We start from the raw sequence: 25,047 nt of genomic DNA, 5'->3' as shown, positions 1-25,047 counted from the left end.
AAGAGATGAATATGGAAATACAGAATATTATTTTATACTTTTTTATTTACGGCTTTCTCGGCTGGTGTACAGAGGTTGCCTATGCCGCAGTCAAGGAACGGAAATTCGTAAACCGTGGGTTTTTGAACGGTCCGATCTGTCCAATCTATGGAGTCGGTGTTGTGATCGTTGTACAGCTTTTAGATCCGTACGCGCATCAACTTGGATTATTATATTTACTGTCGATTGTGCTTACAACGACACTGGAGTGGCTGACCGGATTTGCGCTGGACAAATTATTTCATCACAAATGGTGGGATTACTCGGAAGTTCCATTTAATCTGAATGGCTATGTGTGTATTCCTTTTTCGGCGGCGTGGGGTGCAGCGTGTGTATTTGTTGTAAAGATCGTCCATCCGCTGATCTGTAAACTGGTACTGCTTGTACCGAAGTGGCTGACAATCGGTGAGGACGTTGCATTTGGTATCAGTATTTTTGTTGATATTTCCGTAACGGTAGCTGCAATCCTGAAATTTAATAAACGTCTGGAGAAAATGGAGGAGATTGCCGCAGAGTTCCACCGGATCTCTGATCAGATCGGCAGCGATATTTACAAAAGTGTCATGGAAGGCATGGAACGCCAGGAGCGCATAAAAGAACAGACAGAAGCGAGAAAAGAGGAGCTTCGTGGTATGTATCTGGAATTGCAGAAACGCAGTCCTAGAATGACAACACGTATGCTGCGTGCATTCCCGAAGATGCAGCCAAGACTTCATAAGGAGCAGTTTGGAAGATTAAAAGAGTTCAGACGTTCAGAATGGCTTGCGACGAAAGCACTGAAAAAAGCAAGAAAAGCAGCAAAGAAAAATAAATAACAAAGAGGCGAAAGCAATGGCAGAGCGAAAAACATATATAACAAAAACGAGAACGGAGATTCTGGAATATCTGAAACAGAACTGGTCAGTAACGGTCAGTGCTTCCGATATTAAGAAGCATCTGGAAGAAAAAGAGATAAAGGCAAATACGACAACGATTTACCGTTATCTGGATAAACTTCTGGCAGAACATGTAATCATCAAGTATGCGGATGCCGGATCAGAAAGAGCAGTTTATCAGTATTCCGGAGAGATGGGGCATTGTGTACAGCATTTGCATTTGAAATGTGTCAAATGCGGAAGAATCCTGCATCTGGACTGTGGGTTTATGGATGAGTTCCGCAACCATCTAAAAGAAGATCATAAGTTCCGTCTGTTGTGTGAAGGAGATCTGCTGCATGGGATCTGCGGTGACTGCGAGAAAAAAATGGAAGATAAATAAGCAAATGAGTTGCAAATATCGAAGAAGATATTGACAAATAACTGAAAAAGCATTATTGTGTTAAATGCAAATGAGTTGCATTTTTGGAGGATGATTAGGATGAAGAAGACATTCCGTTATCGTTTCAGCACAGTGGTGCTTTTTTTATTGGCAATTTCCATGCTTGTAACCGGATGTGGAAAGGAAAGCAGCATGGAGCGTAAAAAAGCAAATGGAAAAGTACAGGTTGTGGCGAGTTTTTATATGATGTATGATCTTGCAAAAAAAATAGGCGGAGATCAGGTGGAAGTGAAGAACCTTGTTCCGGCAGGAACAGAACCACATGAATGGGAACCAGGCGCAAGAGATGTAGCCAGTCTGGAAGATGCAGATGTGTTTGTATATAACGGCGCAGAGATGGAACACTGGACGGATACAATTTTAAATACATTGGATAACAAAGAGCTTGTTGTCGCAGAAGCAAGTAAGGGAGTTAAGCTTACAGGCAGTGATCCGCATGTCTGGCTTGCACCGCTCAATGCAAAAAAGGAAATGGAAAATATCAAAGATGCACTGATAAAAGCAGATCCAAAACACAGAAATGTTTATGAGGAAAATTACAAAAAAAATGCCGAAAAATGTGAAAAACTGGATGAGCGGTATAAAAGAACACTCGGTCAGATTAAGAGAAAAGAAGTGATCACGGCGCATGAAGCATTTGGATATCTGTGCCGCGCTTATGATCTGAAGCAGATTGGTATTGAAGGGATTCAATCAGATTCGGAGCCGGATGCTGCAAGAATGAAAGAAATCATCCAGTTTGCTAAGAAACATGATGTAGGTACGATTTTCTTTGAGGAACTGGTAAGCCCGAAAGTGGCAGAGACGATCGCAAAAGAAATCGGTGCAAAGACGGCAGTGTTGGATACACTTGAAGGAATGAGCGATGAAGATCAGAAAGCGGGTGCAGATTATTTTTCTGTGATGGAAGAGAATCTCAGGACACTTAAGAAAGCTCTCGATAATTAAGAAAAATAAGAAAGCGTTTTGGGAAAAGACAGTGAGGGTAAACATGCAGAAAGCAGGTGGCAAAATGGAAGTTATACAGATGAAGGATGTTTCTTTTCATTATACCGGGGATGTACCTATATTGGAAAATGTAAATATATGTCTGAACAGTGGTGATTATGCAATCCTGACCGGAGAAAACGGAAGTGGAAAAAGTACGTTCTTAAAGCTCCTTTTAGGAGAATTGGAACCGGATCAGGGAACTGTGGAGATTTTTGGAAAAAAAATTGGGAAAGCGGATTTTAAAGAACTTAAGATTGGTTATGTGCCGCAGAACAGTATCAGTGGGAACAAAGACTTCCCGGCAACCGTAGAGGAAGTGATGATGACAGGTCTTTACCGCCCTTTCAAGAAGCGGCTGAGCAGAAAAGCGTGCAGACAAAAGATCACAGTGGCGCTGACAGAACTTGGAATGGAAAGTTTCCTGAAACGAAGAATCGGTGAGCTTTCCGGTGGACAGCAGCAGCGTGTCATGCTGGCAAGAGTTCTGGCAGCAGATCCGGGACTTCTCATACTGGATGAGCCAACCGTCGGCGTAGACTCTGTTTCACTGGAAGCACTTGCGAAAGTGTTACAGAAAAAGAACGAAGAAGGACTTACGATTTTGATGGTAACACATGGAAATACAAAATTATTCTGTGGAGTAAACAGACATTTTAAAGCAGATGAAGGAGGCATTACAGAGTAATGGAGATTTTACAGTATGGATTTATGCAGCGAGCTTTTGTAGTAGGGCTTCTTCTTGCAGTGATCACGCCGTGTATCGGAATTACGATTGTATTAAAGCGACTGTCCATGGTGGGTGATGCACTGTCACATTCGTCACTGGCAGGTGTAGCACTTGGACTTTTACTTGGAATCAATCCGGTACTTGGTGCGGGGGCGCTTTGCATTGTTGCGGCATTTGGAATTGAAGCTATTCGAAAAAAAATACCGCGTTACTCGGAGATGGCAATTGCGATCATTATGTCGGCGGGAATCGGGCTGGCAGGTGTGCTTTCCGGTTTTGTGGAAGACAGTGCGAACTTTAACAGCTTTTTATTTGGAAGTATTGTGTCGATCAGCAGGGGAGAAATGCTCGCAGTATGTATCATTAGTGTGGCAGTCCTGCTTGTGCTTGGCATCTTTTCCAGAGAACTTTTCTATATTGGATTTGACGAAAATGCGGCAAGAATCTCCGGCGTTCCGGTCAGACAAGTGAACTTTATTTTCACGATTCTGACAGCGCTAACGGTATCGGCAGCATCCAGAACGGTCGGAACACTGATCGTGTCCTCCATGCTGGTAGTTCCGGTTGCCTGTGGGATGCAGATGGCAAAGAGTTACCGCATGACGCTGGTGTGTGGAGTGATCGTTGCAGTGGTCACGACAATTACAGGATTATTTTTATCTTACTATGTGGGAGTGAAACCGGGAGGAACAATCGTACTGCTAGAAGTACTGTGGTTTCTCGTTGTAGTGATCGCGAAAAGAGTATTTATACGATAGATAGAAAATTAACAAAGAAGTTCTACCATATCATGTGTGAGAACTTCTTCTTTTTTATGTGGGATTATGCCGAAAAATATTTGAAACGCAGGATGTCTTATGGTAACATAAATGCATTGGCAAAATATTTAAGGGAAAAGGGAAAAGGGAAAATGGAAGTATTTGTAAAAGTTATGAACATGGTCAACGACATCATATGGGCACCGGTTATGTGTGTGTTCCTGATGGTTGCTGCACTTTGGTTCACAGTAAGACTTCGCGGCATGCAGGTGAGACGATTAAAAGATATGGTTCACTGCCTGCTCGAAGAAGGCCACAATGACAAAGATACAGGTCTGTCACCATTTCAGGCATTTGCGACGACGGTCGGAGGACGTGTCGGAACTGGTAATATTGCCGGAACAGCGACAGCGATCTTCATGGGTGGTCCGGGAGCATTGTTCTGGATGTGGATCACAGCGATCTTAGGAGCATCTACCGGAATGGTAGAGTGTATGCTCGGACAGGCTTATAAGACAAGAAATCTGGGAGAGCTGACCGGAGGTCCGGCATTCTACATGTCCAGAGGAATGAAGAATAAATATTTCGGAAAGGTACTTGCTGTACTGTTTTGTATTGCGGTATTTATCGGACCGGGATTTTTACTTCCGGCGATGCAGACACAGACAGCAGCTACAGCAGTAAACGGAGCGTTTGGACTTCCGTTTATTGTAGTTGGACTTGCAATGACAGTGATCGTCGGTATCGTCATCATGGGCGGTATCAAACGAATCGGACAGGTTGCAGAATTTCTGGCACCGATCATGTGCGGTGTTTATTTCCTGATCACGATTCTGATCATCGTAATGAACATCCAGAAAGTACCGAGTGTATTTGGATCTATTTTTACAAGTGCATTTGGTAAGGATGCTGTATTTGGCGGAATCGTAGGTTCCGCAGTTGCATGGGGAATTAAACGTGGATTCTTCTCCAATGATGCAGGTAATGGTATGAGCCCGTTAATATCAGCTACAACAGACACCTCACATCCTGTAAAGCAGGGACTTGTGCAGGGATTATCTGTATATATTGACACATTGCTTGTATGTACCTGTACCGGAATTTCCGTATTGATGGCAGGAACTTATAATGTCTCAGCAGACGGTGGTAAGAGCGCAGCACTTCTGATTGAACACGCGCCGGGAGTACAGTACGGAATCGCATTCATGCAGGAAGCGATGTCCGATACAATTGGAAAAGCAGGAGCAATGCTGCTTGCAGTGATGTTGTTTATCTTTATTTTTACAACCATGTTGTCTTATTCTTATCAGTTAGAATCAACATGCAAATATCTTTTTGGAGAGAACAGGATGATTGTAACTGTAGTCAGAATTTTATTTTTAATTTTCTGCCTGTTTGGAATCTTGATCGACGGAGATACCATCTGGCCAATGGGTGATATCGGAGTCGGCTGTATGTTATGGGTAAATACATTCAGTGTTCTGCTTCTGACACCGAAAGTACTGAAGATTGTAAAGGATTATGAGACACAGATTAAGCTTGGATTAGATCCTTTATTTGATCCTGCGACAGTTGGTATTGAAGACGAAGCTGGTGTATGGGATACATATGTTCAGAAGAAAAAGGAACGCGGAGACTATGAGAACGAATCACTTGGATACGCAAAGAAATCATAGTATCTGTTTTTGAAGAAAATGGAGCCTATCCGGAAACTTATATCGGATAAGGCTCTAATTTTGGTTTTAACGGGGGCGTGCTTGTGGATCAGACGGATGATCCGAGAATAAAAGATGCTGTGAAGATTGCGTATCTGAAAAAAATGTGGGATAATAAAAGCAGGCTATTTACAGGAACGACAACAGATGTAACAAAGAAAATGAGAGAGGTGGCAGTGTGAAGAAGTATAAGATAGGCTTGTATGAAAAAGCAATGAGAAGTACACTTTCCTGGAAGGAAATGCTTGAATGTACAAAAGACTGTGGATATGATTACATGGAGATCAGCATTGATGCTTCAGAGAAGCGTATCAGCCGTGTGTATATGAGTGAACAGGAGCGTAAAGAAATCGTAGATGCAATGTTTGAGACGGGAGTCCCAATCCAGTCTATGAGTGTCAGTGCATTGACAAAATACGCAGTAGGAGATCCGGATCCGGAGATCCGTAACCGTGGCATGGAGATTGCAGTTAAATCAATTGAATTTGCAGCAGCAATTGGCATACGTACAGTGATGATTCCGGGATATGATATTTATTTTGGAGAATCTACAGTAGAGACGAAACGGTATTTCCTTGAAAATATCCATATTATGGCAGAAGTGGCAGAGAGAGAAGGCGTGCTTCTTGGATTTGAGACAATGGAAAATGAATTTATGAATACAGTCGGAAAGGCTGTTCATTATGTAGACCGTGTCAATTCTCCGTATCTGAAAATCTATCCGGATGCTGGTAATATTACGAATGCAGCGGTTTTATATAAGCATGATGTGTGTGAAGATCTGTTGCTTGGTGAAGGAAGACTGATCGCACTGCATTTGAAAGAAACAAAACCGGGAATTTTCCGCGAAGTTCCATTCCTGACCGGACACGTGGAATTTGAGAGAGTCATTAAAACGGCATGGAAACTGGGCGTGCGCCGTTATGTAACGGAACTCTGGGATGTAGGGCAGGACAGTTGGAAAGAAGATATTTGCTTTGCAAATCAGAGTATGAGAAAATTACTGGATGCACAGGAATAACATGAATACATGACAAATCAGAAAACCTGATTTTTGAAGCTATAACAGAAAGAGACTACCTGTTGAGGTGACACACCCTGCATCAGGTAATCTCTTTTTATACGGAACAATTAGCAACTGCAAATTAGCAGATTTAATAAATCTTACTTCCATTCTTCACCGGTGAGACGGATGTCAATATAATGCATCCTTTGTCGGTATCACTTCCGAGAATACGGATTTCACTTTTTACATCACCGATCCGGATCGGTTCAAAATTACATATACAGACAACCTGTTTTCCAATCAGTTCTTCCGGTTCATAATTTGTAAGCTGTGCCGAACTGTTTTTAATACCGAGTTCATCACCGAGGTCTACAGTGATTTTATAAGCTGGCTTTCGCGCTCTTTTGTTCAGGGACACGGCAGTAACTGTGCCGACACGCATGTCAATTTCATCAAAATGTTCTAAAGAAATCATAGCGATACCTCCTCAGATAATATATAGAATAGTATATGCTATAGTATATACTTAAAGTGTTTGTGAAACAAGTATCAATAAGAAAAGAAGTTTATTGAAAAAATGTGTGAAAGAACAGTTATGTAACATAGAGAATGGTTATAAAAGGGTGGAAGTACGAAAGAAAATCATTTATAATAGGAAAAGTGCCGAAAATGAATCAGGCATATTGAATCATGATAGAAAGAGGGCATTTTTATGTATACAATAAAGAAATTTATTCAATATTATGCGCCGTATAAAGGTGTATTTTTCCTTGATCTTGTATGCGCGGCGGTTATAAGTCTTGTGGATCTGGCATTTCCGCAGATCCTTCGTACAATGACGAAGACATTATTTACCGAAACACCAGAGAAAATACTGCATGCGCTATTACCGGTCGGAATTGTTTTGCTGATTGTATATCTTGTGCAGATGGGCTGTAAATATTATGTCAGCTATCAGGGACATATGATGGGAGCGAGAATGGAACGCGACATGCGCCAGCAATTATTTGAACATTATGAAAAATTATCGTTTTCTTATTATGATCAGAACAATTCCGGACAGATGATGAGCAAATTAGTTTCAGATTTGTTTGATATATCTGAGTTTGCACATCATGGACCGGAAAATTTATTTATCTCACTGATTAAGATCATCGGTTCGTTTGTATTTTTATTCCTGATCAACTGGAGACTGGCGATTCCATTGCTGGTGCTGGTTGTATTTATGCTGTTTTTTTCTTATGGACAAAATCGTAAAATGCAGGAAACTTTTATGGATAACCGGAGAAAGATTGGAGATGTGAATGCGAGTCTTCAGGATACACTTGCGGGAATCCGGGTTGTGCAGTCTTTTGCAAATGAGACAGTTGAATGTGAAAAATTCAAGAAAAGCAATGAAGGATTTTTAAAATCCAAAGATGCCAATTATCACTGTATGGGAAGTTTTATGAGTGGAAATCTCTTTTTCCAGGGATTGATGTATCTGGTGACGCTTGTGTTTGGTGGATGGCTGATCGCACATGGACAGATGGAAGCTGCTGATCTTGCCATGTATGCATTATATATCGGAATCTTCATCAGTCCGATCCAGATTCTTGTAGAACTGACAGAAATGATGCAGAAAGGCTTATCCGGTTTTCATCGTTTCCTGGATGTTATTGATACAGAGCCGGAAATTGTAGATGCGCCGGGAGCAGAAGAACTTACAGATGTAACAGGGCATGTCTGCTATGAGGATGTTTCTTTCCATTACAGCGATGATGATACATCGGTACTTTCCCATGTGTCATTTGAAATTCCGGCAGGAAAATCAATTGCACTTGTCGGACCTTCCGGAAGTGGAAAGACAACCATCTGTTCTTTACTTCCGAGATTTTATGATGTGACAGGTGGAAAAATAACGATTGACGGAAAAGATATCAGAAATCTTACACTCAAGAGTCTTCGTGAGACGATCGGGTTGGTGCAGCAGGATGTCTATCTATTCTGTGGAACAATCCGGGAAAATATTGCATATGGAAAACCGGGAGCTTCGCAGAAAGAGATTGAAAGTGCAGCAAAAAAGGCGAATATTCATGATTTTATTATGGGATTACCGGATGATTATGATACATTTGTAGGAGAACGTGGAACAAGACTGTCCGGTGGACAAAAGCAGAGAATATCGATCGCCCGCGTATTTTTGAAGAATCCATCAATCTTGATTCTGGATGAAGCAACCAGTGCATTGGACAATGAAAGTGAACGTCATATCCAGAAGAGCCTGGAAGAGCTGGCGAAAAACCGCACAACCATTACGATCGCACATCGGTTATCTACGATACGGAATGCGGACGAGATACTTGTTGTAGCAGAGAGTGGAATTGAAGAACGCGGTACGCATGAAGAACTTTTGAAAAAAAATGGCATTTATGCACATTATAATGAAATGGTGTAAGAGTTTAATAAACAGATGATATCAGAGAGTGAGGCAGACAGATGAATGAATTATTCGAAGTAATTGAAAAAAAGATAAAAGAAGCAGGATACCCGAGAAAGATTTCCGGAGCAGATGTATATGATGATATCTGTGACCAGATTGAAGGAAAAGAAAACGGAGAGTATATTTTATTATCCAAAATTGAGGATGATGTAATTTTTGAATATCATATTACAATTCAGGATGAAGATTTTAATCTCGGAATCTTAACAATGAAAACACCGGAAGGTACGTTCGAGGCAGATTTTGACGCATAAAAAGTGCCGGAGCGAAAAATAAGTTGATGAACAAGAGGTGGCTCTTTGGGAAAGACAAGAAAGAAATATACAATCAAAAGAAAAAAATCAAAAGCAGTTTTTAAAGCTGCAGATTTTCTGGAAGAAGGAAGGATTGCTTTTCTGGATTCCGAATATGTGACGTCACAGAAGAAAGGCGGTCCACCGGCAAAACTGGTATCGCTTGGTATGGTGATCTGTCGGGAGAATTTTGAGGAAGTAGAGAGGTTCCATTCTTATATTTATAATGATGAACCGCTGCATGATAAATTCCGTGAGCTTACCGGGATCACGGAAGAGGAGCTCCTGCAGGCACCACCTTATGAACAGGTTATGAAAGAAGTGGCAAGAAAACTGCGCGCACGTAATGTCAGAATAATCTGCGTATGGGGACCGGATCAGCAGGTGATCAGCCAGGATTTAAAATATTACCGGACAGGCATTTCCAAACACATTCGCAAGACAGTGAGTCAGATGCTTGAACAGATGCGTGATATTGAGGGAATCTATTCCAGAAAGCTGAATATGCACAGCATAGGCATTGCGAATCTGAAGCTGTTATGCGGACTTGGCTCTTCTGTCAGTCATGATGCACTGGAAGACGCAGTGGATTTGAAAAATGTGATTGCATATCTGGATGTACACGGCTGTCCGGAGCGTGCGGCACAGATGCTCAGACAATATATGAAGGAAAAAGAACTGTATTGCAGATACCGGAGATTCCACGAGAAGTGGGATGGAATATCGGAAGCTGTAGTCAGAAAAAGCAGAGAGCTTATAAATGAACTGGAGAAAAGCGGGATGATGGAAGCGAGAGCGCTCCTAGATGACTTGAGAGTGATCTGTACCGGAGAAGACAGTTCATTTGAAGAACCGGAAGAATATATGGAGCGGATGAAGGAAAAATGACTGATCACATCATTCTAAGTGTGACCAGTCCTGTTTTGGTGGGAGAACCACGACTTGTTGATTTTGTGCGTGGAGAGGCTGGTTACTGTACTTTTACTTCTCCGGCAAGTACTTTTTTGTAATCTTCATAATTCTTTTTCAGAAGCTCCGGTGTGTTTAATTCATACGGACATTTCTTCCTGCACTGTCCGCAGTTCAGGCAGTTTTCAATTTTGCGCATCTCTTCCTGCATTTCCGGTGTCAGCCAGGCTTCGGATGGCGCACGGCGGAGCATCAAAGACATTCTGGCGCAATTGTTGATCTGGATACCGGCAGGACATGGCATACAATATCCACAGCCGCGGCAGAATTCTCCGGTCAATACTTTCTGCTCTTTTTCAATGTAAGCGGCCAGATCCGGTGTCATGGATGGCGTCTGCTCCATGTAGCTGAGCCATTCTTCCAGTTCGTCCTCTTTCTGGATTCCCCAGATTGGAAGCGCATTATCGTATTGCCTCATATAAGCCATGGCTACTTCGGAGCGGTTGATCAGACCGCCGGCAAGTCCCTTCATAGCGATAAATCCCATATTTTTTTCTTTACAGGCGTTCACCAGTGCGATTTCCCTTTTAGAAGAAAGATAACTGAACGGATACTGCAAAGTCTCGTACAGACCGCTTTCGACGATTTCTTCTGCTACACCCAGCTTATGTGCAGTAATTCCGATATGGCGGATCGTACCTTCTTCTTTTGCTTTTTGTAGGCATTCATACATTCCAGTGCCATCTCCTGGACGGTAACACTGTGGTACACAATGGAGCTGATAAATGTCAATATAGTCTGTACGGAGATTTTTTAAGGAAGTTTCCAGCTCTTTCCAGAAATCGTCCGGTGTCTTGGAGGCTGTTTTAGTGGCGATGTATACCTTGGCTCGCATACCATTAAAGGCTTCCCCAACCTTGATCTCACTGTCGCTGTAGGCTCTTGCCGTGTCGAAGAAACGCATGCCACCCTCATAGGCTCTGCGCAGCAATTTCACAGCATAGTCCTGACAGACGCGCTGGATTGGTAAAGCACCGAACGCATTCTGTGGAACAGTAATACCTGTTTTTCCTAATGTAACTTGTTTCATAGATTTTCCTCCTCATTATGGATTATCAAAGTGGAATTTATATTAAGTAATTATAATATAACACTTTTCTTTGATAGTTACATCTGAAAAAATTTCAAAAAATTGCACTCACTCTTGATAATGGAAGTCGATTTTTGTCCTGTCTTGTGTATCTCGAAAGTGGCTGCTTTACAGGCTTTCCGTTGCATCGGTTTTATAAAAATATATGGGCGAAAATATGGTGAGAGGTGAGAATATAGCGAATTGACAACATAGCATATATCGGGTACTATCAAATAACGCAATGCGTTATTTAGGTGGGAGAGTTTTATCATGAGTAGAGGAAAAGAAGTAAAAAAATTAAGAGAAAAAATGGGAATGAACAGACGTGAATTTAGTGACTACTATGGTATTCCGTATCGTACCGTTCAAGATTGGGAAGCAGAGAAAAGAGAACTTCCGGATTATCTGTTACGTTTATTAAAGTATAGAGCAGAGATAGAGCGTCGAATCAATAGTGAAGATAATTAAAAAGTGGTACTGATGATTTCTAGTCCAAGAATTAGTTCAAGGAAGGGTTATCAGGCATTATAGTAGTTTATGTATATTTTTTTACCATAAACATAACGCAATGCGTCAGGATGGAAAGGAGGATATTTAGTGGATAAGAAAATAAGCGTAATATCAGATTTGGATGGAAAGAAAATTGTTGTAATCAGTGATATTCGTTTTAAAGGAAAGAGGAATATCAATTGGGAAGAAGTTGAGCAGTATTTAAAAGAATACATAGGAGATTGCTATGAAGTAGTCGAAACCTCGGATCAAGTCTATATTGGTTCAGATTTTCCAGGAGAATTAAAAGGATCTGGAGATACCAAAAGATTATATGGAGCGAATGCGAAAGCAAAGGCTAATGCTACCCAGGGAATTCCTATGCTTCTTCAATGTGCTACGAATAAACGATGGCAGGAAAACTTTAAAGGAAAGCATAACGTTGATGCAAAGTTTGGCTGGTATAGATTTACGACAAGGTTTGCACTTCCAGTATATAACAATGATACTGGAGATCTTGAACGGTTTAATATATTCAGGATAGAAATGTTGATACGACATGCTGCAGACGGAAATTTATATCTGTATGACATGGTGAACATAAAAAAAGAAACGAGCACCCCGCTTGAGCAATAGCTGTACGGTAACAAACCCATTTCTTGATTATATGATACATTGAACAGTATTAAATGTCAACGAAAAAGCATAAGAAATTTCAATGAAAAGCCAGCCCAGCTATTCATCGGAAAGACCATGACAAATTCATCTTTGGTGAGTTTGCTATATTTGATTCCTAATTGTTTCAGGAACATGGCAACTTGGGCTTCTTCAGCAGATCCTTCAAAATGATTGGCTTGATCCAAAGCATTTTTTACAACATCGGCTCCGGTAGTATCAGCAGTTGTAATCCATTAGTTATGGACACGTTTGATGAGGCTGTTCGTCAGGAGCCAGATGCACACCCATTAGTTCATTCTGATCGAGGCTTTCAATATACAAGCGCACAGTTTTATACTAGATTAAAAAAACATCATATGAAGCAGAGTATGTCTAGAGTTGCCCACTGTATTGACAATGGACCAATGGAAGGGTTTTGGGGAATTCTAAAACGTATTATAAACAGCGTTTTAATGACAGAAGCTCTTTGATTACTGCGATAGCTAATTACATAGATTACTACAACAACCAACGACTTCAAAGGAAACTGCATGTAATGACACCAATGAAATATCATGAGCAATATACAAAAGCAGCATAAAATATCGCCAGCCATAACATGGCTGACGATACAAAAATTTATTATTGTCCTCTTGACGGGGAGCACACCAACTTGCAGAGCGTTATTTTTACCATTTTGCATGGCTTGTAGTGTTCACAAAATCTTCACAAAATAATTAGCACTCACCTCTTGACAGTGCTAATAGTAAATGTTATAGTACAACTAGAACAAAGGAAGAGGGGTAAAAAAGAAAGAACTTCTTAGAAATCCGGAATCCTGGATGTTCCAGATAACAACACATCAGATATTCCAGACGAATATTTCATATGTGCTTAATAATATTTATAAAGTATTGGAAGGAGATATGACTTATGATGATGCCTAGTATTTTTGGAGAAAACTTATTTGATGATTTTATGAATGATTTTACATTCCCGAAATTCCCGGATGTAGAGAAAGAACTCTATGGTAAACATGCAAAGAACTTAATGAAGACAGATGTAAAAGATACCAAAGAGGGTTATGAAGTAGATATTGATCTTCCTGGATTTAAGAAAGATGAGATCCAGATGGAACTGAAAGAAGGAGTTTTAACAGTCAGCGCAGCTAAAGGACTGGATAAGGATGAAGAGAAGAAGGATGGAACTTACATCAGAAAAGAACGTTATGCAGGAAGCATGAGCAGAAGCTTTTATGTAGGTAAACATGTAACGGAAGAAGATATCCATCCGAAATATGAGAATGGTATTCTTTCCTTCAGCGTTCCAAAAGAGGAAGCAAAACCGGCAGAAGAGAAAAAACATTATATCAGCATTGAGGGATAACAACAGAGCTGCAATGTAAAATTCGTATTACCTCGCGGGCATGATCCCGCGGGGTAATCTTCATATAGATGGTTTTCATAAAATGTTAAAACAAGATTACAATACACTCTGTGTGGGGTGTAAATAACAGCAATAAAGAAAAACGGGAGGGATTTTATGGCGGCGAAAAGAGATTATTACGATGTTCTTGGAGTTGCGCGTAACGCAGATACTGGAACAATAAAAAAAGCTTACCGTAAACTGGCGAAAAAGTACCACCCGGATACGAATGCAGGAAATGAGCAGGCAGCGGAGAAATTTAAGGAAGCTACCGAAGCATATAATATATTAAGTGATAAAGAAAAAAGAAAAATGTATGACCAGTATGGACATGCAGCATTTGACGGATCTATGGGAGCTGACGGTGCTTATGGAAATGGTAGTGCATCTGGTGGCGGCACTTACCGTTATGCAGGACCGGATGGTACATTTCATGAATATCATTTCGAAGGAAATGGAGATATGGATGATTTTCTAAAGCAGATGTTCGGTGGTGCGTTTCATGGTTTCGGCGGCGCACACAGTTCATTTGGAGGTTTCGGCAGACAAACAGGAAACCAGGGAGGAAATTCCTACAGAAATTATGGAAGGAGTTTTCAACAGGATGGTGCAGATGTGGAAGCGGATATTACAGTTTCCTTTGATGATGCGGCTTTCGGATGTGAAAAGCTGATCCATGTGACAGATGGAAGCGGAGAACGGAAGTCTCTGAAAGTGAAGATACCTGCCGGAATTGATACCGGACAGAGCATCCGGCTCCGTGGCAAAGGCAGTCCGGGATATGGCGGTGGAAAAGACGGTGATCTGTTCTTGAAAGTGACTGTCAGCATGAAACCGGGATATGAACGTAAAGGAAAAGACGTATACAGTACTGTTCAGATTCCATTTACAACAGCTGTGCTGGGAGGAGAAACAATCGTGCAGACGCTGACCGGTAAGGTTATGTGTAAAATCGCACCGGGTACACAGTCTGGAACGAAGATCAGACTTCGTGGCAAAGGAATCGTATCTATGAAAGATAAAAATATACGGGGAGATCAATATATAACTGTTCGAATCCAGGTACCGAAAAATCTGAGCGAAGATGCAAAGAGAAAATTAAAGGCTTTTGAAGAAGCCTGTGAAAAAAAAGGAAGAGGCGCTGCGTAAGTGCCTTTTTCTTTTTTTGTTGCCTGTATTGTTGACGGTCTGTCGTTCGCGCTTTATAATAAAAGGGTTAAGAAAAATACACTTTCCGTATGGAAATGTGTGAATGATATAGCGTAAGGAGAACAAGAATGAGCAAAATTATTTTAACAGGTGACCGTCCGACCGGTCGGCTTCACGTAGGACATTATGTAGGATCCCTGAAAGAGCGTGTAAAACTGCAGAATTCCGGTAAGTTTGACGAGATTTATATTATGATCGCGGATGCACAGGCACTGACAGATAATGCAGAGCATCCGGAGAAGGTACGCCAGAATATTATGAATGTAGCGCTGGATTATCTTGCTTGCGGAATCGATCCGGAGAAAGCGAATATTTTCATTCAGTCTATGGTTCCGGAACTGACAGAATTTACATTTTATTATATGAATCTTGTTACTGTATCCCGTGTACAGAGAAACCCTACAGTAAAAGCTGAGATCCAGCAACGTAATTTTGAAGCAAGTATTCCGGTTGGATTTTTTTGCTATCCGATCAGTCAGGCGGCAGATATTACCGCTTTCCGTGCAACAGCCGTTCCGGTTGGAGAAGACCAGCTTCCGATGTTAGAACAGTGCAAGGAAATCGTACACAAGTTCAACAGTGTATATGGCGAGACACTTACAGAGCCTGAGATCATTCTTCCGTCTAATAAAGCATGTCTGCGTTTGCCGGGTATTGATGGTAAAGCGAAGATGAGCAAGTCTCTTGGAAACTGCATTTATCTGTCTGATGAGCCGGAAGACATTAAGAAGAAAGTTATGTCCATGTTTACAGATCCGAATCATCTGCGTGTGGAAGATCCGGGACAGGTAGAAGGCAATCCGGTATTTATTTATCTGGATGCATTCTGTAAGGATGAGTATTTCGCAGAATTTTTACCGGATTATGCAAATCTGGATGAATTAAAGGCACATTATCAGCGTGGTGGTCTTGGTGATGTGAAAGTTAAGAAATTCCTGAATAATGTTATGCAGGCAGAACTGGAGCCAATCCGTGCAAGAAGAAAAGACTGGGAAAGCAGAAAGACAGATGTTTATGATATTCTGAAAGCCGGAACAGAAGTTGCCCGTGCAAAAGCAGCCCAGACACTGCATGATGTGAAAGATGCAATGCATATCAATTACTTTGACGATGCAGATTTGTTAAAATAATTGATATTCAAGGAATCTGCCAGAGATAGTTTCTGCCAGAGATTGTGATAATTATAATAATAGTAAAAAATAAAACGGCAGTTCGTGGATAGATATAATTGAGATGTTTTCAAAGATCTGATTCCATAAACTGCCGTTTTGCTGTAATAACTTTGTTATTACAGCAGAGATATCCTACCAGATTCCAAGTATATGCTGCATGCCAAGACTTGCAAGAGCAATTCCAACCCAGCAGCAGAAACCGAGCAGAAGTGGTTTTCCACCGGTTTTGATGAGCTTGATAATATTTGTATTCAGACCGACTGCGCTCATGGCTAGAACGATAAAGAATTTACTCAGTGTTTTCAGTGGAGTGAATACATCTGCGGAGATACCGCAGGAAGTCGCAATTGTTGTAATGACAGAAGCAAGTACAAAATAAAGAATGAACATTGGAAAGATTTTTTTCAGCTCTACTTTTTTGCCTTCAGCTTTCTGACTTCGTGTGCGGATGAATGCAAGTGCCAGAGTGATCGGAATGATCGCAAGTGTACGTGTTAGTTTAACGGTAACGGCTTTATCCAGTGTCGCAGAACCCAGGTGGTACAGAGAATCCCATGTAGATGCCGTTGCTGTTACAGAAGAGGTGTCGTTGACAGCCGTTCCGGCAAAGATTCCAAATGATTCGCCGCTTGTTGTGGAAAAGCCAAGAATTCCGCCCAGCGTTGGAAACAGTAAAGCTGCAATCATATTGAAAAAGAAGATTACAGAGATTGCCTGTGCGACTTCGTCATCATCTGCATCAATGACCGGTGCTGTAGCTGCAATTGCAGAACCACCACAGATGGAGGATCCGACGCCAACCAGAGTAGAGATGTTGCCTGGAATATGCATGATTTTATGCAATACATAGGCAAGAATCAGAGAAGTTGCGATTGTGGTTACAATGATCGGAAGTGATTGCTTCCCGGTTTCCAGAATAACAGTCAGGTTCAGCCCGAACCCAAGAAGGATGACAGCATACTGTAATACTTTCTTTGATACAAAAGTAACCCCGCTTTGGAAAGCGGATTTGTCTTTGATAAATAATGTCAGGATCATGCCGGCAAGAATACCGAATACCGGTCCGCCGATAATTGGAAAATGTTGTCCCAGTATCCAGCAGGGAATAGCGATGCAGAGGCATAATAAGATCCCTTTCACATTTTTCTTTAAAAACTCCATTTGATATACTCCTTTAGATTTTGTTATATTTCCGTCAGATATGATAGCACACAATGAAAAAAATGAAAAGAAAAACAGAACAGGGAGATTAGTTCGTAATATTTAAGCAAGCCAGTCACCGAGCCATACAATAATAGCAGTACAGATCAAAGTTTAGATCAATCGGAAAATTATTTCAAAACAGCTAGTGTATAAAAATCATTGCAGTGGTGAGAAAGCTTTGCTAGAATGTTGAAAGATGAAAAGGAGAACATGATGGCAAAGTATTACCTTGCCCCGATGGAGGGGATCACGACCTATATTTTCAGGAACGCGTATCATAAGTATTTTCGAAAAATGGATAAATATTATACACCTTTCTTCGTACCGCATAGTAAGCGCGGGCTGAATTTGAAAGAACAGGAAGAGATTCTGCCTGCGCATAATGCAGGACTTTTTGTTGTTCCACAGATTTTAAGCAACAATGGAAATGACTGTGTACAGACGATTGAAAAACTGAAACGATATGGATACGAAGAGATCAATCTGAATTTTGGCTGTCCGTCAAGGACGGTTGCATCAAAATACCGTGGCTCCGGATTCCTTGCAAAGACGGAAGAGCTGGATCGATTTCTGGATACCGTATTTTCGAATGAAAAAGATGTGAAAATCTCTGTGAAAACGAGGCTTGGAAGAGATGAACCAGAAGAATTTGAACAGATTCTTTCTATATATAATCAGTATCCGCTGGAAGAGTTGATCATTCATCCGCGAGTACAGAAGGATTACTATATGCATGAGGTAAGACTTTCCTGGTATGCATATGCTGAAGAACATAGCAGACACAGTCTTTGCTATAACGGAGAACTGAATACTGTAAAAAATATCCAGGAGATGCAGCAGAGATTTCCACAGACAGACTGCTGGATGATCGGACGAGGAATGATTGCTAATCCGGGACTTTTGATGGAACTGGAAGCAGAGAAATTAAAAAATGAAAAGAAAATACAAAGCTATGGTGGCTTTTCGATAGAAAAAGAGCGTATGGCAGCATTTCTGGAAGATATCTGCATTCATTATGAAGAAGCAAGTCCGAAAGAAATATATGTATTATTTAAAATGAAAGAAATCTGGACTTACTTGATGCGGTATTATCCAGATCATCTGGAAAAAATAAGAAAAATCAAGAAAACACAGACAATAGAGGAGTATAAGCGAGAAGTGCAAGAAATTTTCGCTTTACTTCGTTAAATAAATACCATATAATAAATAAAAAGTTTATTTGTAAATACAGACAGACTGTCTGAAATTGCAAAGAGAAGAAAGGGGCTTTTAATATGGAAGACCAGAAAAAACGCGTATATGATGCGCTTGATAAATTGAAAATTAAATATGAAGTTGTGGAACATGAACCGGTGCATACAATGGAAGATATGGATAGGCTAGGACTTCCCGAAAAAGGAACTTTATGTAAGAATCTTTTTCTGAGAGACTCTAAAGGAAAGAGACATTTCCTTGTTACCTGTGATGAGAAGAAGAAAGTAGATTTAAAATCTCTTGGAAGACAGCTCGGAGCAGGCAATTTAAGTTTTGCATCCGAAGAACGTCTGGAAAAATATCTGGGAGTAAAACAGGGAAGTGTGACACCGTTTGGACTGATGAATGATACCGATCACGCAGTAGAATTTTTCATTGATAAAGATCTCAGTAAATGCAAAAGCATGGGAATCCATCCGCTGGAGAATACAGCGACAGTATTTTTATCATTTAAGGATCTGGACAAATTCCTGTGGGATCTGGATGTGGATGTTGTAAAAGTACGATTATAAGAGAATTATAAAATATAAAGATATTTAATAGTTTTTTAATTGCATGTTCGTTGTGTTCGAAGTAGAATAGTACAGTGACAGAAGAAAGTGAGGAATACTATGGATCATTATCAATACAACGGACAACAGACACCCCCGGTGAATCGCAACAGTTACGGGAACCAGATCTGGTATATCTGGGGACCGATCGTAGTGAAAATAGTGATCGGTATGATTGTATCCGGTGTGGCATCGGCAGCGATCGGGGCAGCATATATGATCAGACATTATGGACTGTCGGCACAGATGACAGATTATGCACAGCAGATTGCAAACATATATCAGAAGGATTATGTACAGATTTTAAAAGCGGTGACAAAGGAAGCAGCAAGGCTTTCTTCCTATGTAGAAGGTGTGGCGGCATTTGTAACAATTCCGGTGTTGCTTATCATGTTCCACAAAGACAGGATCAGGGAGAAACTTACCGGATTTACACCGAATAAGAAAGCGCCGCTGTGGAAATACAGTGCAGTAGCGCTCTTAAGTGCAACATTATGCGTAGGAGTGAACAACTTGCTTATTATAGGCAACATTACAACTGTCAGCGAGGAGTATCAGACAGTAATGCAGGGATTCTATTCCGCACCGCTTCTGATACAGGGCATATCACTTGGCATATTAGTTCCAATCTGTGAGGAACTGGTATTTCGTGGACTCGTTTTTCAGAGGCTGCGTATGCGGAGCGGATTTTTATCTGCGGCATTGTATTCAGCAGTGATCTTCAGCTTGCTGCATGGCAATATGGTTCAGATGATATATGCACTTTTCCTTGGAGTGGTATATGCTTATATGTATGAAAAATACGGTTCTGTGAAAGCACCGATATTTGCACATATGGTTGCAAATCTGATTTCCGTATTTGCAACACATTACAACTGGTTTGAGTGGATGGCAAAAAATCCGATGCGGATTGGCATTATTACTGTTTTATGTGGAACGATCGGTTCCAGCATGTATGTATGGATGCAGCGGATCGATGAAAAGCCGGATCATCCGAATAAACCGGAACAGACTTTGCATCAGGAAAATCTGACTTCTCAAGAGTAGAGAAGTCAGATTTTTTGTATATATACGAGCAATTATCTGAATATCTGACAATTTAAGAAAAAAAGAGGTTTACAAGCTGGAAAAATTGTAGTATAGTAGGACAAAAATAAGAAAGGAAAGAAAAGGTATGTATGAGCAGAAGCAGAATCTGCATACCGGTTTGTATCGCACAGAGTTTGAACATGATAACTGTGGTATCGGTGCAATCGTTAATATCAAGGGCAGGAAATCCCATAACACGGTAGCAGATGCACTTAAGATTGTAGAAAATTTAGAACATAGAGCTGGCAAGGATGCCGAAGGTAAAACAGGTGATGGAGTTGGAATTCTATTACAGATTTCACATAAGTTTTTCTCCAAAGTCTGTGAACCTCTCGGCATCCTTTTACGTTCTGAGAGAGATTATGGTGTGGGAATGTTTTTCTTCCCGCAGGATGAACTGAAAAGAGAACAGGCAAAGAAGATTTTTGAAGTTATTGTCAGAAAGGAAGGAATGAATTTCCTGGGATGGAGACAGGTACCGGTAAAAGAGGAAGTACTTGGAAGCCGTGCAGCAGCTTGTATGCCATGCATTATGCAGGGATTTATTGAAAGACCGGAGCATATTGCGCAGGGAATTGATTTTGACAGACGTTTGTATGTTGTAAGAAGAGTCTTTGAGCAGAGCAGTGATGATACTTATGTAGCGTCTCTTTCAAGTAGGACAATTGCGTATAAGGGTATGTTCCTTGTCGGACAGCTTCGCTCTTTTTTTGCGGATCTGCAGGATAAAGACTATGAATCTGCAATTGCACTGGTACATTCCAGATTCAGTACAAACACAAATCCGAGCTGGGAGAGAGCACATCCGAACCGGTTCATCGTACATAATGGAGAGATCAATACAATTCGTGGTAATGCGGATAAGATGCGTGCCAGAGAAGAAAACATGGAATCTGAGTGCCTGAAAGGAGAATTGCATAAAGTTCTTCCGGCGATCAATACATCCGGATCCGATTCCGCGATGCTTGATAATGCCATCGAATTTATGGTAATGAGCGGAATGGAACTGCCACTGGCAGTGATGATCGCGATTCCGGAGCCATGGGCAAATACAAAAAATCTGTCACAGAAGAAAAAAGATTTCTATCAGTATTATGCAACAATGATGGAGCCATGGGACGGACCGGCATCTATTCTGTTCAGTGACGGCGACTGCATGGGAGCAGTACTGGACCGGAATGGATTACGTCCTTCCAGATATTATATTACGGAAGACGATACGTTGATCCTATCTTCTGAAGTAGGTGTACTTGATATTGATCCGTCTAAGATCATTGTTAAAGAGCGTCTGCATCCGGGCAAGATGCTTCTTGTGGATACAATAAAAGGTAAAGTGATTGATGACGATGAACTGAAAGAATCTTATGCAAGAAGACAGCCGTATGGAGAATGGCTGGACAGCAATTTGATCGAGTTAAAAGATTTAAAAATACCGAATCAGAAAATTGAGACATATTCAGAGGAGGAACTCGGAAGATTACAGAAAGCATTCGGTTACTCTTATGAAGATGTGAAGACTTCTATTTTAAATATGGCGAAAAATGGAACAGAAAGCACTGGAGCCATGGGAATGGATGCCCCACTTGCCGTTCTTTCACAGAAATCTCAGAATCTGTTCGGATATTTTAAACAGTTATTTGCACAGGTTACTAATCCACCGATTGATGCAATCCGTGAAGAAGTCGTAACATCTACAACCGTATATATTGGTGAGGATGGCAACCTGTTGGAAGAAAAAGCAGAAAACTGTAAAATGTTAAAGGTAAATAATCCAATTCTTACCGATACAGACCTGCTGAAAATTAAAAATATGAAAACAGAAGGTTTCCAGGTTACAGAGATCCCGATCACTTATTATAAAAATTCCAGTCTGGAAAAGGCGATGGATTACTTATTTATCGAAGTAGATCGTGCAATCCGTGAAGGAACCAATATTCTGATTCTTTCCGACCGTGGTGTGGACGAATATCATGTGGCAATGCCGTCACTTCTTGCATTGTCAGGACTTCAGCAGCATCTGGTACGGACAAAGAAGAGAACTTCCGTGGCTATTATTCTGGAAACAGGAGAACCGAGAGAAGTCCATCATTTTGCAACACTGCTTGGCTATGGTGCATGTGCGATCAATCCGTATCTTGCACATGAGACAATACGCCAGCTTATTGATACTGATATGTTGCAGAAAGATTATTATGCTGCAGTTGACGATTATAACCATGCGGTTATCAGCGGAATTGTAAAGATTGCCTCCAAGATGGGAATTTCCACCATTCAGTCTTATCAGGGTGCAAAAATCTTTGAAGCGATCGGTTTGAAAGAGTGTTTTATTGATAAATATTTTACAGATACGGTCAGCCGTGTCGGAGGAATCGGAATTGAAGAAATATCGGAAGATTACAGTGCGAGACATTCCCGTGCATTTGATCCGCTTGGACTGGAAGTGGAGCTGACACTGGATAGTGTCGGGCATCATAAATCCAAGAGCGGTGGCGAAGAACATCTGTACAATCCGCAGACAATCCACATGCTGCAACAGTCAACCAGACGTGGTGATTATGAAATGTTCCGGAAATATACGGAGATGGTCAATGCAGAAGGAGAAAAGATCAATTTGCGTGGACAACTCGACTTCAATTACCCGGAAGAAGGCGTTCCGATTGAAGAAGTTGAGAGCGTAGATGATATCGTAACAAGATTTAAGACAGGAGCAATGTCTTACGGTTCTATTTCCAAAGAGGCGCATGAGACACTGGCAATAGCTATGAATCAGCTCCATGGAAAATCAAACAGTGGTGAAGGTGGCGAAGAAATTGAACGTCTGGATACAAACCGTTGTTCTGCAATCAAGCAGGTAGCGTCTGGAAGATTTGGCGTAACATCCCGTTATCTAGTCAGCGCAAATGAAATCCAGATTAAAATGGCACAGGGCGCAAAACCGGGCGAAGGTGGACATCTTCCGGGAGGAAAAGTATATCCGTGGATCGCAAAGACCAGACATTCAACGCCGGGGGTAAGCCTGATTTCACCACCGCCACATCATGATATTTATTCTATCGAAGATCTGGCACAGTTGATCTACGATTGTAAAAATGCAAATAAAGATGCAAGAATTTCAGTAAAACTTGTATCCGAAGCCGGTGTTGGAACAGTCGCAGCCGGTGTTGCAAAAGCCGGTGCAGGTCTGATCCTGATCTCCGGATATGACGGAGGAACAGGTGCGGCGCCAAGAAGTTCGATTCATAATGCTGGACTTCCGTGGGAACTGGGACTTGCAGAAACGCATCAGACATTGATCGCCAATGGGTTAAGAGAGCGTGTGCGGATCGAGACAGATGGAAAATTAATGAGTGGGCGTGATGTTGCAATCGCAGCTATTTTAGGGGCAGAAGAATTTGGATTTGCCACAGCACCGCTGGTCACAATGGGATGCGTTATGATGCGTGTCTGCAATCTGGATACCTGCCCGGTAGGAGTAGCAACCCAGAATCCAGAGCTTCGTAAACGTTTTACCGGGAAACCGGAATATGTTGTGAACTTTATGCGTTTTATGGCGCAGAATCTGAGGGAATACATGGCAAAATTGGGTGTCCGTTCGATTGACGAACTGGTAGGAAGAACAGAACTCCTCAAAGTAAAAGATGTACCGGTGTCTGAACGTGCAGAAACCCTGGATTTAAGTAAAATTCTTTATAATCCGTATGATAAAAAGACAGTGCCAATGACCTTTAATCCAAAGAAAGTTTTCAATTTTGAGCTGGAAAAAACACTGGACGAGAAGGTACTTATAAAAGAATTACTTCCGGCACTGGAGAAAAAACAAAAACGGGTTCTCGAAATTGACGTTGCGAATACCAATCGAACATTTGGTACTATTTTCGGATCGGAGATTACAAGACGTTATCCGGAAGGACTGGATGAAGACAGCTATGTGATCAAGTGCAAAGGCGCAGGCGGTCAGTCTTTTGGCGCATTTATTCCAAAAGGACTGACACTGGAACTTACAGGTGACAGCAATGATTATTTTGGCAAAGGATTATCCGGCGGTAAACTGATCGTATATCCGCCGACAGGAGTGAAATACAAACACGAAGATAATATCATTATTGGAAACGTTGCACTTTACGGAGCCACAAGTGGTAAAGCATACATCAATGGTATGGCAGGCGAGCGTTTTGCAGTCCGCAATTCCGGTGCGACAGCAGTTGTGGAAGGTGTAGGCGACCATGGCTGTGAATATATGACCGGAGGACGTGTAGCAGTTCTTGGGAAAACTGGTAAAAACTTCGCGGCAGGTATGAGTGGCGGAGTTGCTTATGTGCTGGATGAAGATAATGACCTCTATCTGAGTGTAAATAAACAGCTTGTAAATATTGAACATGTTACAGCAAAGATGGATGTAGAAGAACTGAAAACAATGATTGAAGAACATGTTGCTTATACGAATTCAGAAATTGGTAAAAAAATTCTGGAACATTTCACAGATTATCTTCCAAAATTCAAAAAGATCATTCCTGCTGACTATGAGAAGATGATGACAACGATCCTCCAGTTAGAAGAGCAGGGAATGAGCAGTGAACAGGCAAAAATCGAAGCTTTTTACATGATCAAAGAAGGAAGATAAGGAGGCGCA

The 25,047-nt window shown here is 41.2% G+C and carries 25 protein-coding genes; 22 read left to right on the top strand and 3 right to left on the bottom strand.

What is annotated here, in order from left to right:
• Positions 1-11: 11 nt before the first annotated feature.
• The 8 genes from DW125_RS05925 to DW125_RS05895 all read left to right on the top strand — a co-directional run bounded on the left by DW125_RS05925 (position 12) and on the right by DW125_RS05895 (position 6,567).
• Positions 12-854, top strand: a complete 843-nt coding sequence (locus tag DW125_RS05925) for a putative ABC transporter permease (RefSeq protein ID WP_117537427.1) — start codon at positions 12-14, stop codon at positions 852-854.
• Positions 855-870: 16 nt separating this feature from the next.
• Positions 871-1,296 (top strand): Fur family transcriptional regulator, encoded by a 426-nt coding sequence (locus DW125_RS05920; RefSeq protein ID WP_021861425.1) that lies wholly within the window; start codon positions 871-873, stop codon positions 1,294-1,296.
• Between the two features lie 99 nt (positions 1,297-1,395).
• Positions 1,396-2,304: a metal ABC transporter substrate-binding protein gene (locus tag DW125_RS05915; protein WP_117537385.1), complete on the top strand. Its 909-nt coding sequence runs from the start codon at positions 1,396-1,398 to the stop codon at positions 2,302-2,304.
• A gap of 43 nt (positions 2,305-2,347) precedes the next feature.
• Complete coding sequence (locus DW125_RS05910) at positions 2,348-3,031, top strand: metal ABC transporter ATP-binding protein (protein WP_021861423.1); 684 nt, start codon at positions 2,348-2,350, stop codon at positions 3,029-3,031.
• Positions 3,031-3,831, top strand: a complete 801-nt coding sequence (locus DW125_RS05905) for a metal ABC transporter permease (RefSeq protein ID WP_021861422.1) — start codon at positions 3,031-3,033, stop codon at positions 3,829-3,831. The genes DW125_RS05910 and DW125_RS05905 overlap by 1 nt, the downstream gene beginning before the upstream one ends.
• A gap of 152 nt (positions 3,832-3,983) precedes the next feature.
• Positions 3,984-5,507 carry an alanine/glycine:cation symporter family protein gene (locus tag DW125_RS05900; RefSeq protein ID WP_158549893.1) on the top strand — a complete coding sequence of 508 codons (1,524 nt, stop codon included), beginning with the start codon at positions 3,984-3,986 and terminating at the stop codon, positions 5,505-5,507.
• An 83-nt stretch (positions 5,508-5,590) separates the two neighbouring features.
• On the top strand, positions 5,591-5,728 hold the full coding sequence (locus DW125_RS14005) for a hypothetical protein (RefSeq protein ID WP_158549892.1): 138 nt from the start codon (positions 5,591-5,593) through the stop codon (positions 5,726-5,728).
• Positions 5,725-6,567 carry an L-ribulose-5-phosphate 3-epimerase gene (locus tag DW125_RS05895; RefSeq protein WP_021861420.1) on the top strand — a complete coding sequence of 281 codons (843 nt, stop codon included), beginning with the start codon at positions 5,725-5,727 and terminating at the stop codon, positions 6,565-6,567. The genes DW125_RS14005 and DW125_RS05895 overlap by 4 nt, the downstream gene beginning before the upstream one ends.
• 133 nt (positions 6,568-6,700) lie before the next feature.
• Here the strand turns inward: DW125_RS05895 and DW125_RS05890 are convergent, their stop codons facing one another.
• Positions 6,701-7,027, bottom strand: a complete 327-nt coding sequence (locus DW125_RS05890) for a tRNA-binding protein (RefSeq protein WP_021861419.1) — start codon at positions 7,025-7,027, stop codon at positions 6,701-6,703.
• 237 nt (positions 7,028-7,264) lie between these two features.
• Between DW125_RS05890 and DW125_RS05885 the strand changes: the two genes are divergently transcribed.
• The 3 genes from DW125_RS05885 to DW125_RS05875 are packed head-to-tail and all read left to right on the top strand — an operon-like array spanning position 7,265 to position 10,215.
• The gene (locus DW125_RS05885) at positions 7,265-8,989 is read left to right on the top strand and encodes an ABC transporter ATP-binding protein (RefSeq protein ID WP_021861418.1); all 1,725 of its coding nucleotides are present in this window, start codon (positions 7,265-7,267) and stop codon (positions 8,987-8,989) included.
• A gap of 41 nt (positions 8,990-9,030) precedes the next feature.
• Positions 9,031-9,288, top strand: a complete 258-nt coding sequence (locus DW125_RS05880) for a hypothetical protein (RefSeq protein ID WP_021861417.1) — start codon at positions 9,031-9,033, stop codon at positions 9,286-9,288.
• A gap of 45 nt (positions 9,289-9,333) precedes the next feature.
• Entirely contained in the window at positions 9,334-10,215 is an 882-nt protein-coding gene (locus tag DW125_RS05875; RefSeq protein ID WP_117537384.1) for an exonuclease domain-containing protein, read from the top strand.
• Positions 10,216-10,297: 82 nt separating this feature from the next.
• Here DW125_RS05875 and DW125_RS05870 read toward each other — a convergent pair whose 3' ends face one another.
• Positions 10,298-11,326: an aldo/keto reductase gene (locus DW125_RS05870; RefSeq protein ID WP_117537383.1), complete on the bottom strand. Its 1,029-nt coding sequence runs from the start codon at positions 11,324-11,326 to the stop codon at positions 10,298-10,300.
• A gap of 312 nt (positions 11,327-11,638) precedes the next feature.
• Here DW125_RS05870 and DW125_RS05865 point away from each other — a divergent pair, with 312 nt between their 5' ends.
• The 7 genes from DW125_RS05865 (at position 11,639) to trpS (ending at position 16,278) form a co-directional block, all read left to right on the top strand.
• Positions 11,639-11,836: a helix-turn-helix domain-containing protein gene (locus tag DW125_RS05865; protein WP_021861414.1), complete on the top strand. Its 198-nt coding sequence runs from the start codon at positions 11,639-11,641 to the stop codon at positions 11,834-11,836.
• A 129-nt stretch (positions 11,837-11,965) separates the two neighbouring features.
• On the top strand, positions 11,966-12,493 hold the full coding sequence (locus tag DW125_RS05860) for a hypothetical protein (RefSeq protein WP_117537382.1): 528 nt from the start codon (positions 11,966-11,968) through the stop codon (positions 12,491-12,493).
• A gap of 209 nt (positions 12,494-12,702) precedes the next feature.
• Positions 12,703-13,005 carry a DDE-type integrase/transposase/recombinase gene (locus tag DW125_RS14080; RefSeq protein WP_199537822.1) on the top strand — a complete coding sequence of 101 codons (303 nt, stop codon included), beginning with the start codon at positions 12,703-12,705 and terminating at the stop codon, positions 13,003-13,005.
• Positions 12,951-13,115, top strand: coding sequence for an IS3 family transposase (locus tag DW125_RS14570; RefSeq protein ID WP_442873172.1), 165 nt, complete (start codon positions 12,951-12,953; stop codon positions 13,113-13,115). The genes DW125_RS14080 and DW125_RS14570 overlap by 55 nt, the downstream gene beginning before the upstream one ends.
• 332 nt (positions 13,116-13,447) lie before the next feature.
• Positions 13,448-13,900, top strand: a complete 453-nt coding sequence (locus DW125_RS05850) for an Hsp20/alpha crystallin family protein (RefSeq protein ID WP_117537381.1) — start codon at positions 13,448-13,450, stop codon at positions 13,898-13,900.
• A 156-nt stretch (positions 13,901-14,056) separates the two neighbouring features.
• Positions 14,057-15,088 carry a DnaJ C-terminal domain-containing protein gene (locus tag DW125_RS05845; protein WP_117537380.1) on the top strand — a complete coding sequence of 344 codons (1,032 nt, stop codon included), beginning with the start codon at positions 14,057-14,059 and terminating at the stop codon, positions 15,086-15,088.
• 128 nt (positions 15,089-15,216) lie between these two features.
• Positions 15,217-16,278, top strand: a complete 1,062-nt coding sequence (gene trpS, locus DW125_RS05840; protein ID WP_117537379.1) for a tryptophan--tRNA ligase — start codon at positions 15,217-15,219, stop codon at positions 16,276-16,278.
• A 174-nt stretch (positions 16,279-16,452) separates the two neighbouring features.
• On the opposite strand, the gene DW125_RS05835 is transcribed toward trpS, so the two are convergent.
• A complete protein-coding gene (locus DW125_RS05835) occupies positions 16,453-17,481 on the bottom strand; it encodes a YeiH family protein (protein ID WP_021861409.1) in 1,029 nt (342 codons plus the stop codon).
• A gap of 228 nt (positions 17,482-17,709) precedes the next feature.
• On the opposite strand from DW125_RS05835, the gene DW125_RS05830 reads away from it, so the two are divergent.
• From DW125_RS05830 to gltB, 4 genes are all read left to right on the top strand, one after another.
• A complete protein-coding gene (locus DW125_RS05830; RefSeq protein ID WP_242992898.1) occupies positions 17,710-18,711 on the top strand; it encodes a tRNA-dihydrouridine synthase family protein in 1,002 nt (333 codons plus the stop codon).
• Between the two features lie 86 nt (positions 18,712-18,797).
• The gene (locus tag DW125_RS05825; protein WP_021861407.1) at positions 18,798-19,289 is read left to right on the top strand and encodes a prolyl-tRNA synthetase associated domain-containing protein; all 492 of its coding nucleotides are present in this window, start codon (positions 18,798-18,800) and stop codon (positions 19,287-19,289) included.
• 99 nt (positions 19,290-19,388) lie between these two features.
• Positions 19,389-20,375: a CPBP family intramembrane glutamic endopeptidase gene (locus tag DW125_RS05820; RefSeq protein ID WP_117537378.1), complete on the top strand. Its 987-nt coding sequence runs from the start codon at positions 19,389-19,391 to the stop codon at positions 20,373-20,375.
• Between the two features lie 127 nt (positions 20,376-20,502).
• Positions 20,503-25,038: a glutamate synthase large subunit gene (gltB, locus tag DW125_RS05815; RefSeq protein WP_117537377.1), complete on the top strand. Its 4,536-nt coding sequence runs from the start codon at positions 20,503-20,505 to the stop codon at positions 25,036-25,038.
• The last annotated feature ends 9 nt before the right edge of the window (positions 25,039-25,047 follow it).

The organism is Dorea sp. AM10-31, assembly GCF_003435815.1.
GTDB lineage: Bacteria > Bacillota > Clostridia > Lachnospirales > Lachnospiraceae > Dorea_D > Dorea_D hominis.
Note: the sequence above shows the minus strand (reverse complement) of the source record. Positions and strands in the feature narration are given on the sequence as shown.

What these genes read in the sequence shown, in the direction of transcription:
- DW125_RS05925 (WP_117537427.1), top strand. Translation starts at nt 12, where the DNA reads ATGGAAATACAGAATATTATTTTATACTTTTTTATTTACGGCTTTCTC.
- DW125_RS05920 (WP_021861425.1), top strand. Translation starts at nt 871, where the DNA reads ATGGCAGAGCGAAAAACATATATAACAAAAACGAGAACGGAGATTCTG.
- DW125_RS05915 (WP_117537385.1), top strand. Translation starts at nt 1,396, where the DNA reads ATGAAGAAGACATTCCGTTATCGTTTCAGCACAGTGGTGCTTTTTTTA.
- DW125_RS05910 (WP_021861423.1), top strand. Translation starts at nt 2,348, where the DNA reads ATGCAGAAAGCAGGTGGCAAAATGGAAGTTATACAGATGAAGGATGTT.
- DW125_RS05905 (WP_021861422.1), top strand. Translation starts at nt 3,031, where the DNA reads ATGGAGATTTTACAGTATGGATTTATGCAGCGAGCTTTTGTAGTAGGG.
- DW125_RS05900 (WP_158549893.1), top strand. Translation starts at nt 3,984, where the DNA reads ATGGAAGTATTTGTAAAAGTTATGAACATGGTCAACGACATCATATGG.
- DW125_RS05890 (WP_021861419.1), bottom strand. Translation starts at nt 7,027, where the DNA reads ATGATTTCTTTAGAACATTTTGATGAAATTGACATGCGTGTCGGCACA.
- DW125_RS05885 (WP_021861418.1), top strand. Translation starts at nt 7,265, where the DNA reads ATGTATACAATAAAGAAATTTATTCAATATTATGCGCCGTATAAAGGT.
- DW125_RS05880 (WP_021861417.1), top strand. Translation starts at nt 9,031, where the DNA reads ATGAATGAATTATTCGAAGTAATTGAAAAAAAGATAAAAGAAGCAGGA.
- DW125_RS05870 (WP_117537383.1), bottom strand. Translation starts at nt 11,326, where the DNA reads ATGAAACAAGTTACATTAGGAAAAACAGGTATTACTGTTCCACAGAAT.
- DW125_RS05865 (WP_021861414.1), top strand. Translation starts at nt 11,639, where the DNA reads ATGAGTAGAGGAAAAGAAGTAAAAAAATTAAGAGAAAAAATGGGAATG.
- DW125_RS14080 (WP_199537822.1), top strand. Translation starts at nt 12,703, where the DNA reads ATGATTGGCTTGATCCAAAGCATTTTTTACAACATCGGCTCCGGTAGT.
- DW125_RS05850 (WP_117537381.1), top strand. Translation starts at nt 13,448, where the DNA reads ATGATGATGCCTAGTATTTTTGGAGAAAACTTATTTGATGATTTTATG.
- DW125_RS05845 (WP_117537380.1), top strand. Translation starts at nt 14,057, where the DNA reads ATGGCGGCGAAAAGAGATTATTACGATGTTCTTGGAGTTGCGCGTAAC.
- trpS (WP_117537379.1), top strand. Translation starts at nt 15,217, where the DNA reads ATGAGCAAAATTATTTTAACAGGTGACCGTCCGACCGGTCGGCTTCAC.
- DW125_RS05835 (WP_021861409.1), bottom strand. Translation starts at nt 17,481, where the DNA reads ATGGAGTTTTTAAAGAAAAATGTGAAAGGGATCTTATTATGCCTCTGC.
- DW125_RS05830 (WP_242992898.1), top strand. Translation starts at nt 17,710, where the DNA reads ATGTTGAAAGATGAAAAGGAGAACATGATGGCAAAGTATTACCTTGCC.
- DW125_RS05825 (WP_021861407.1), top strand. Translation starts at nt 18,798, where the DNA reads ATGGAAGACCAGAAAAAACGCGTATATGATGCGCTTGATAAATTGAAA.
- DW125_RS05820 (WP_117537378.1), top strand. Translation starts at nt 19,389, where the DNA reads ATGGATCATTATCAATACAACGGACAACAGACACCCCCGGTGAATCGC.
- gltB (WP_117537377.1), top strand. Translation starts at nt 20,503, where the DNA reads ATGTATGAGCAGAAGCAGAATCTGCATACCGGTTTGTATCGCACAGAG.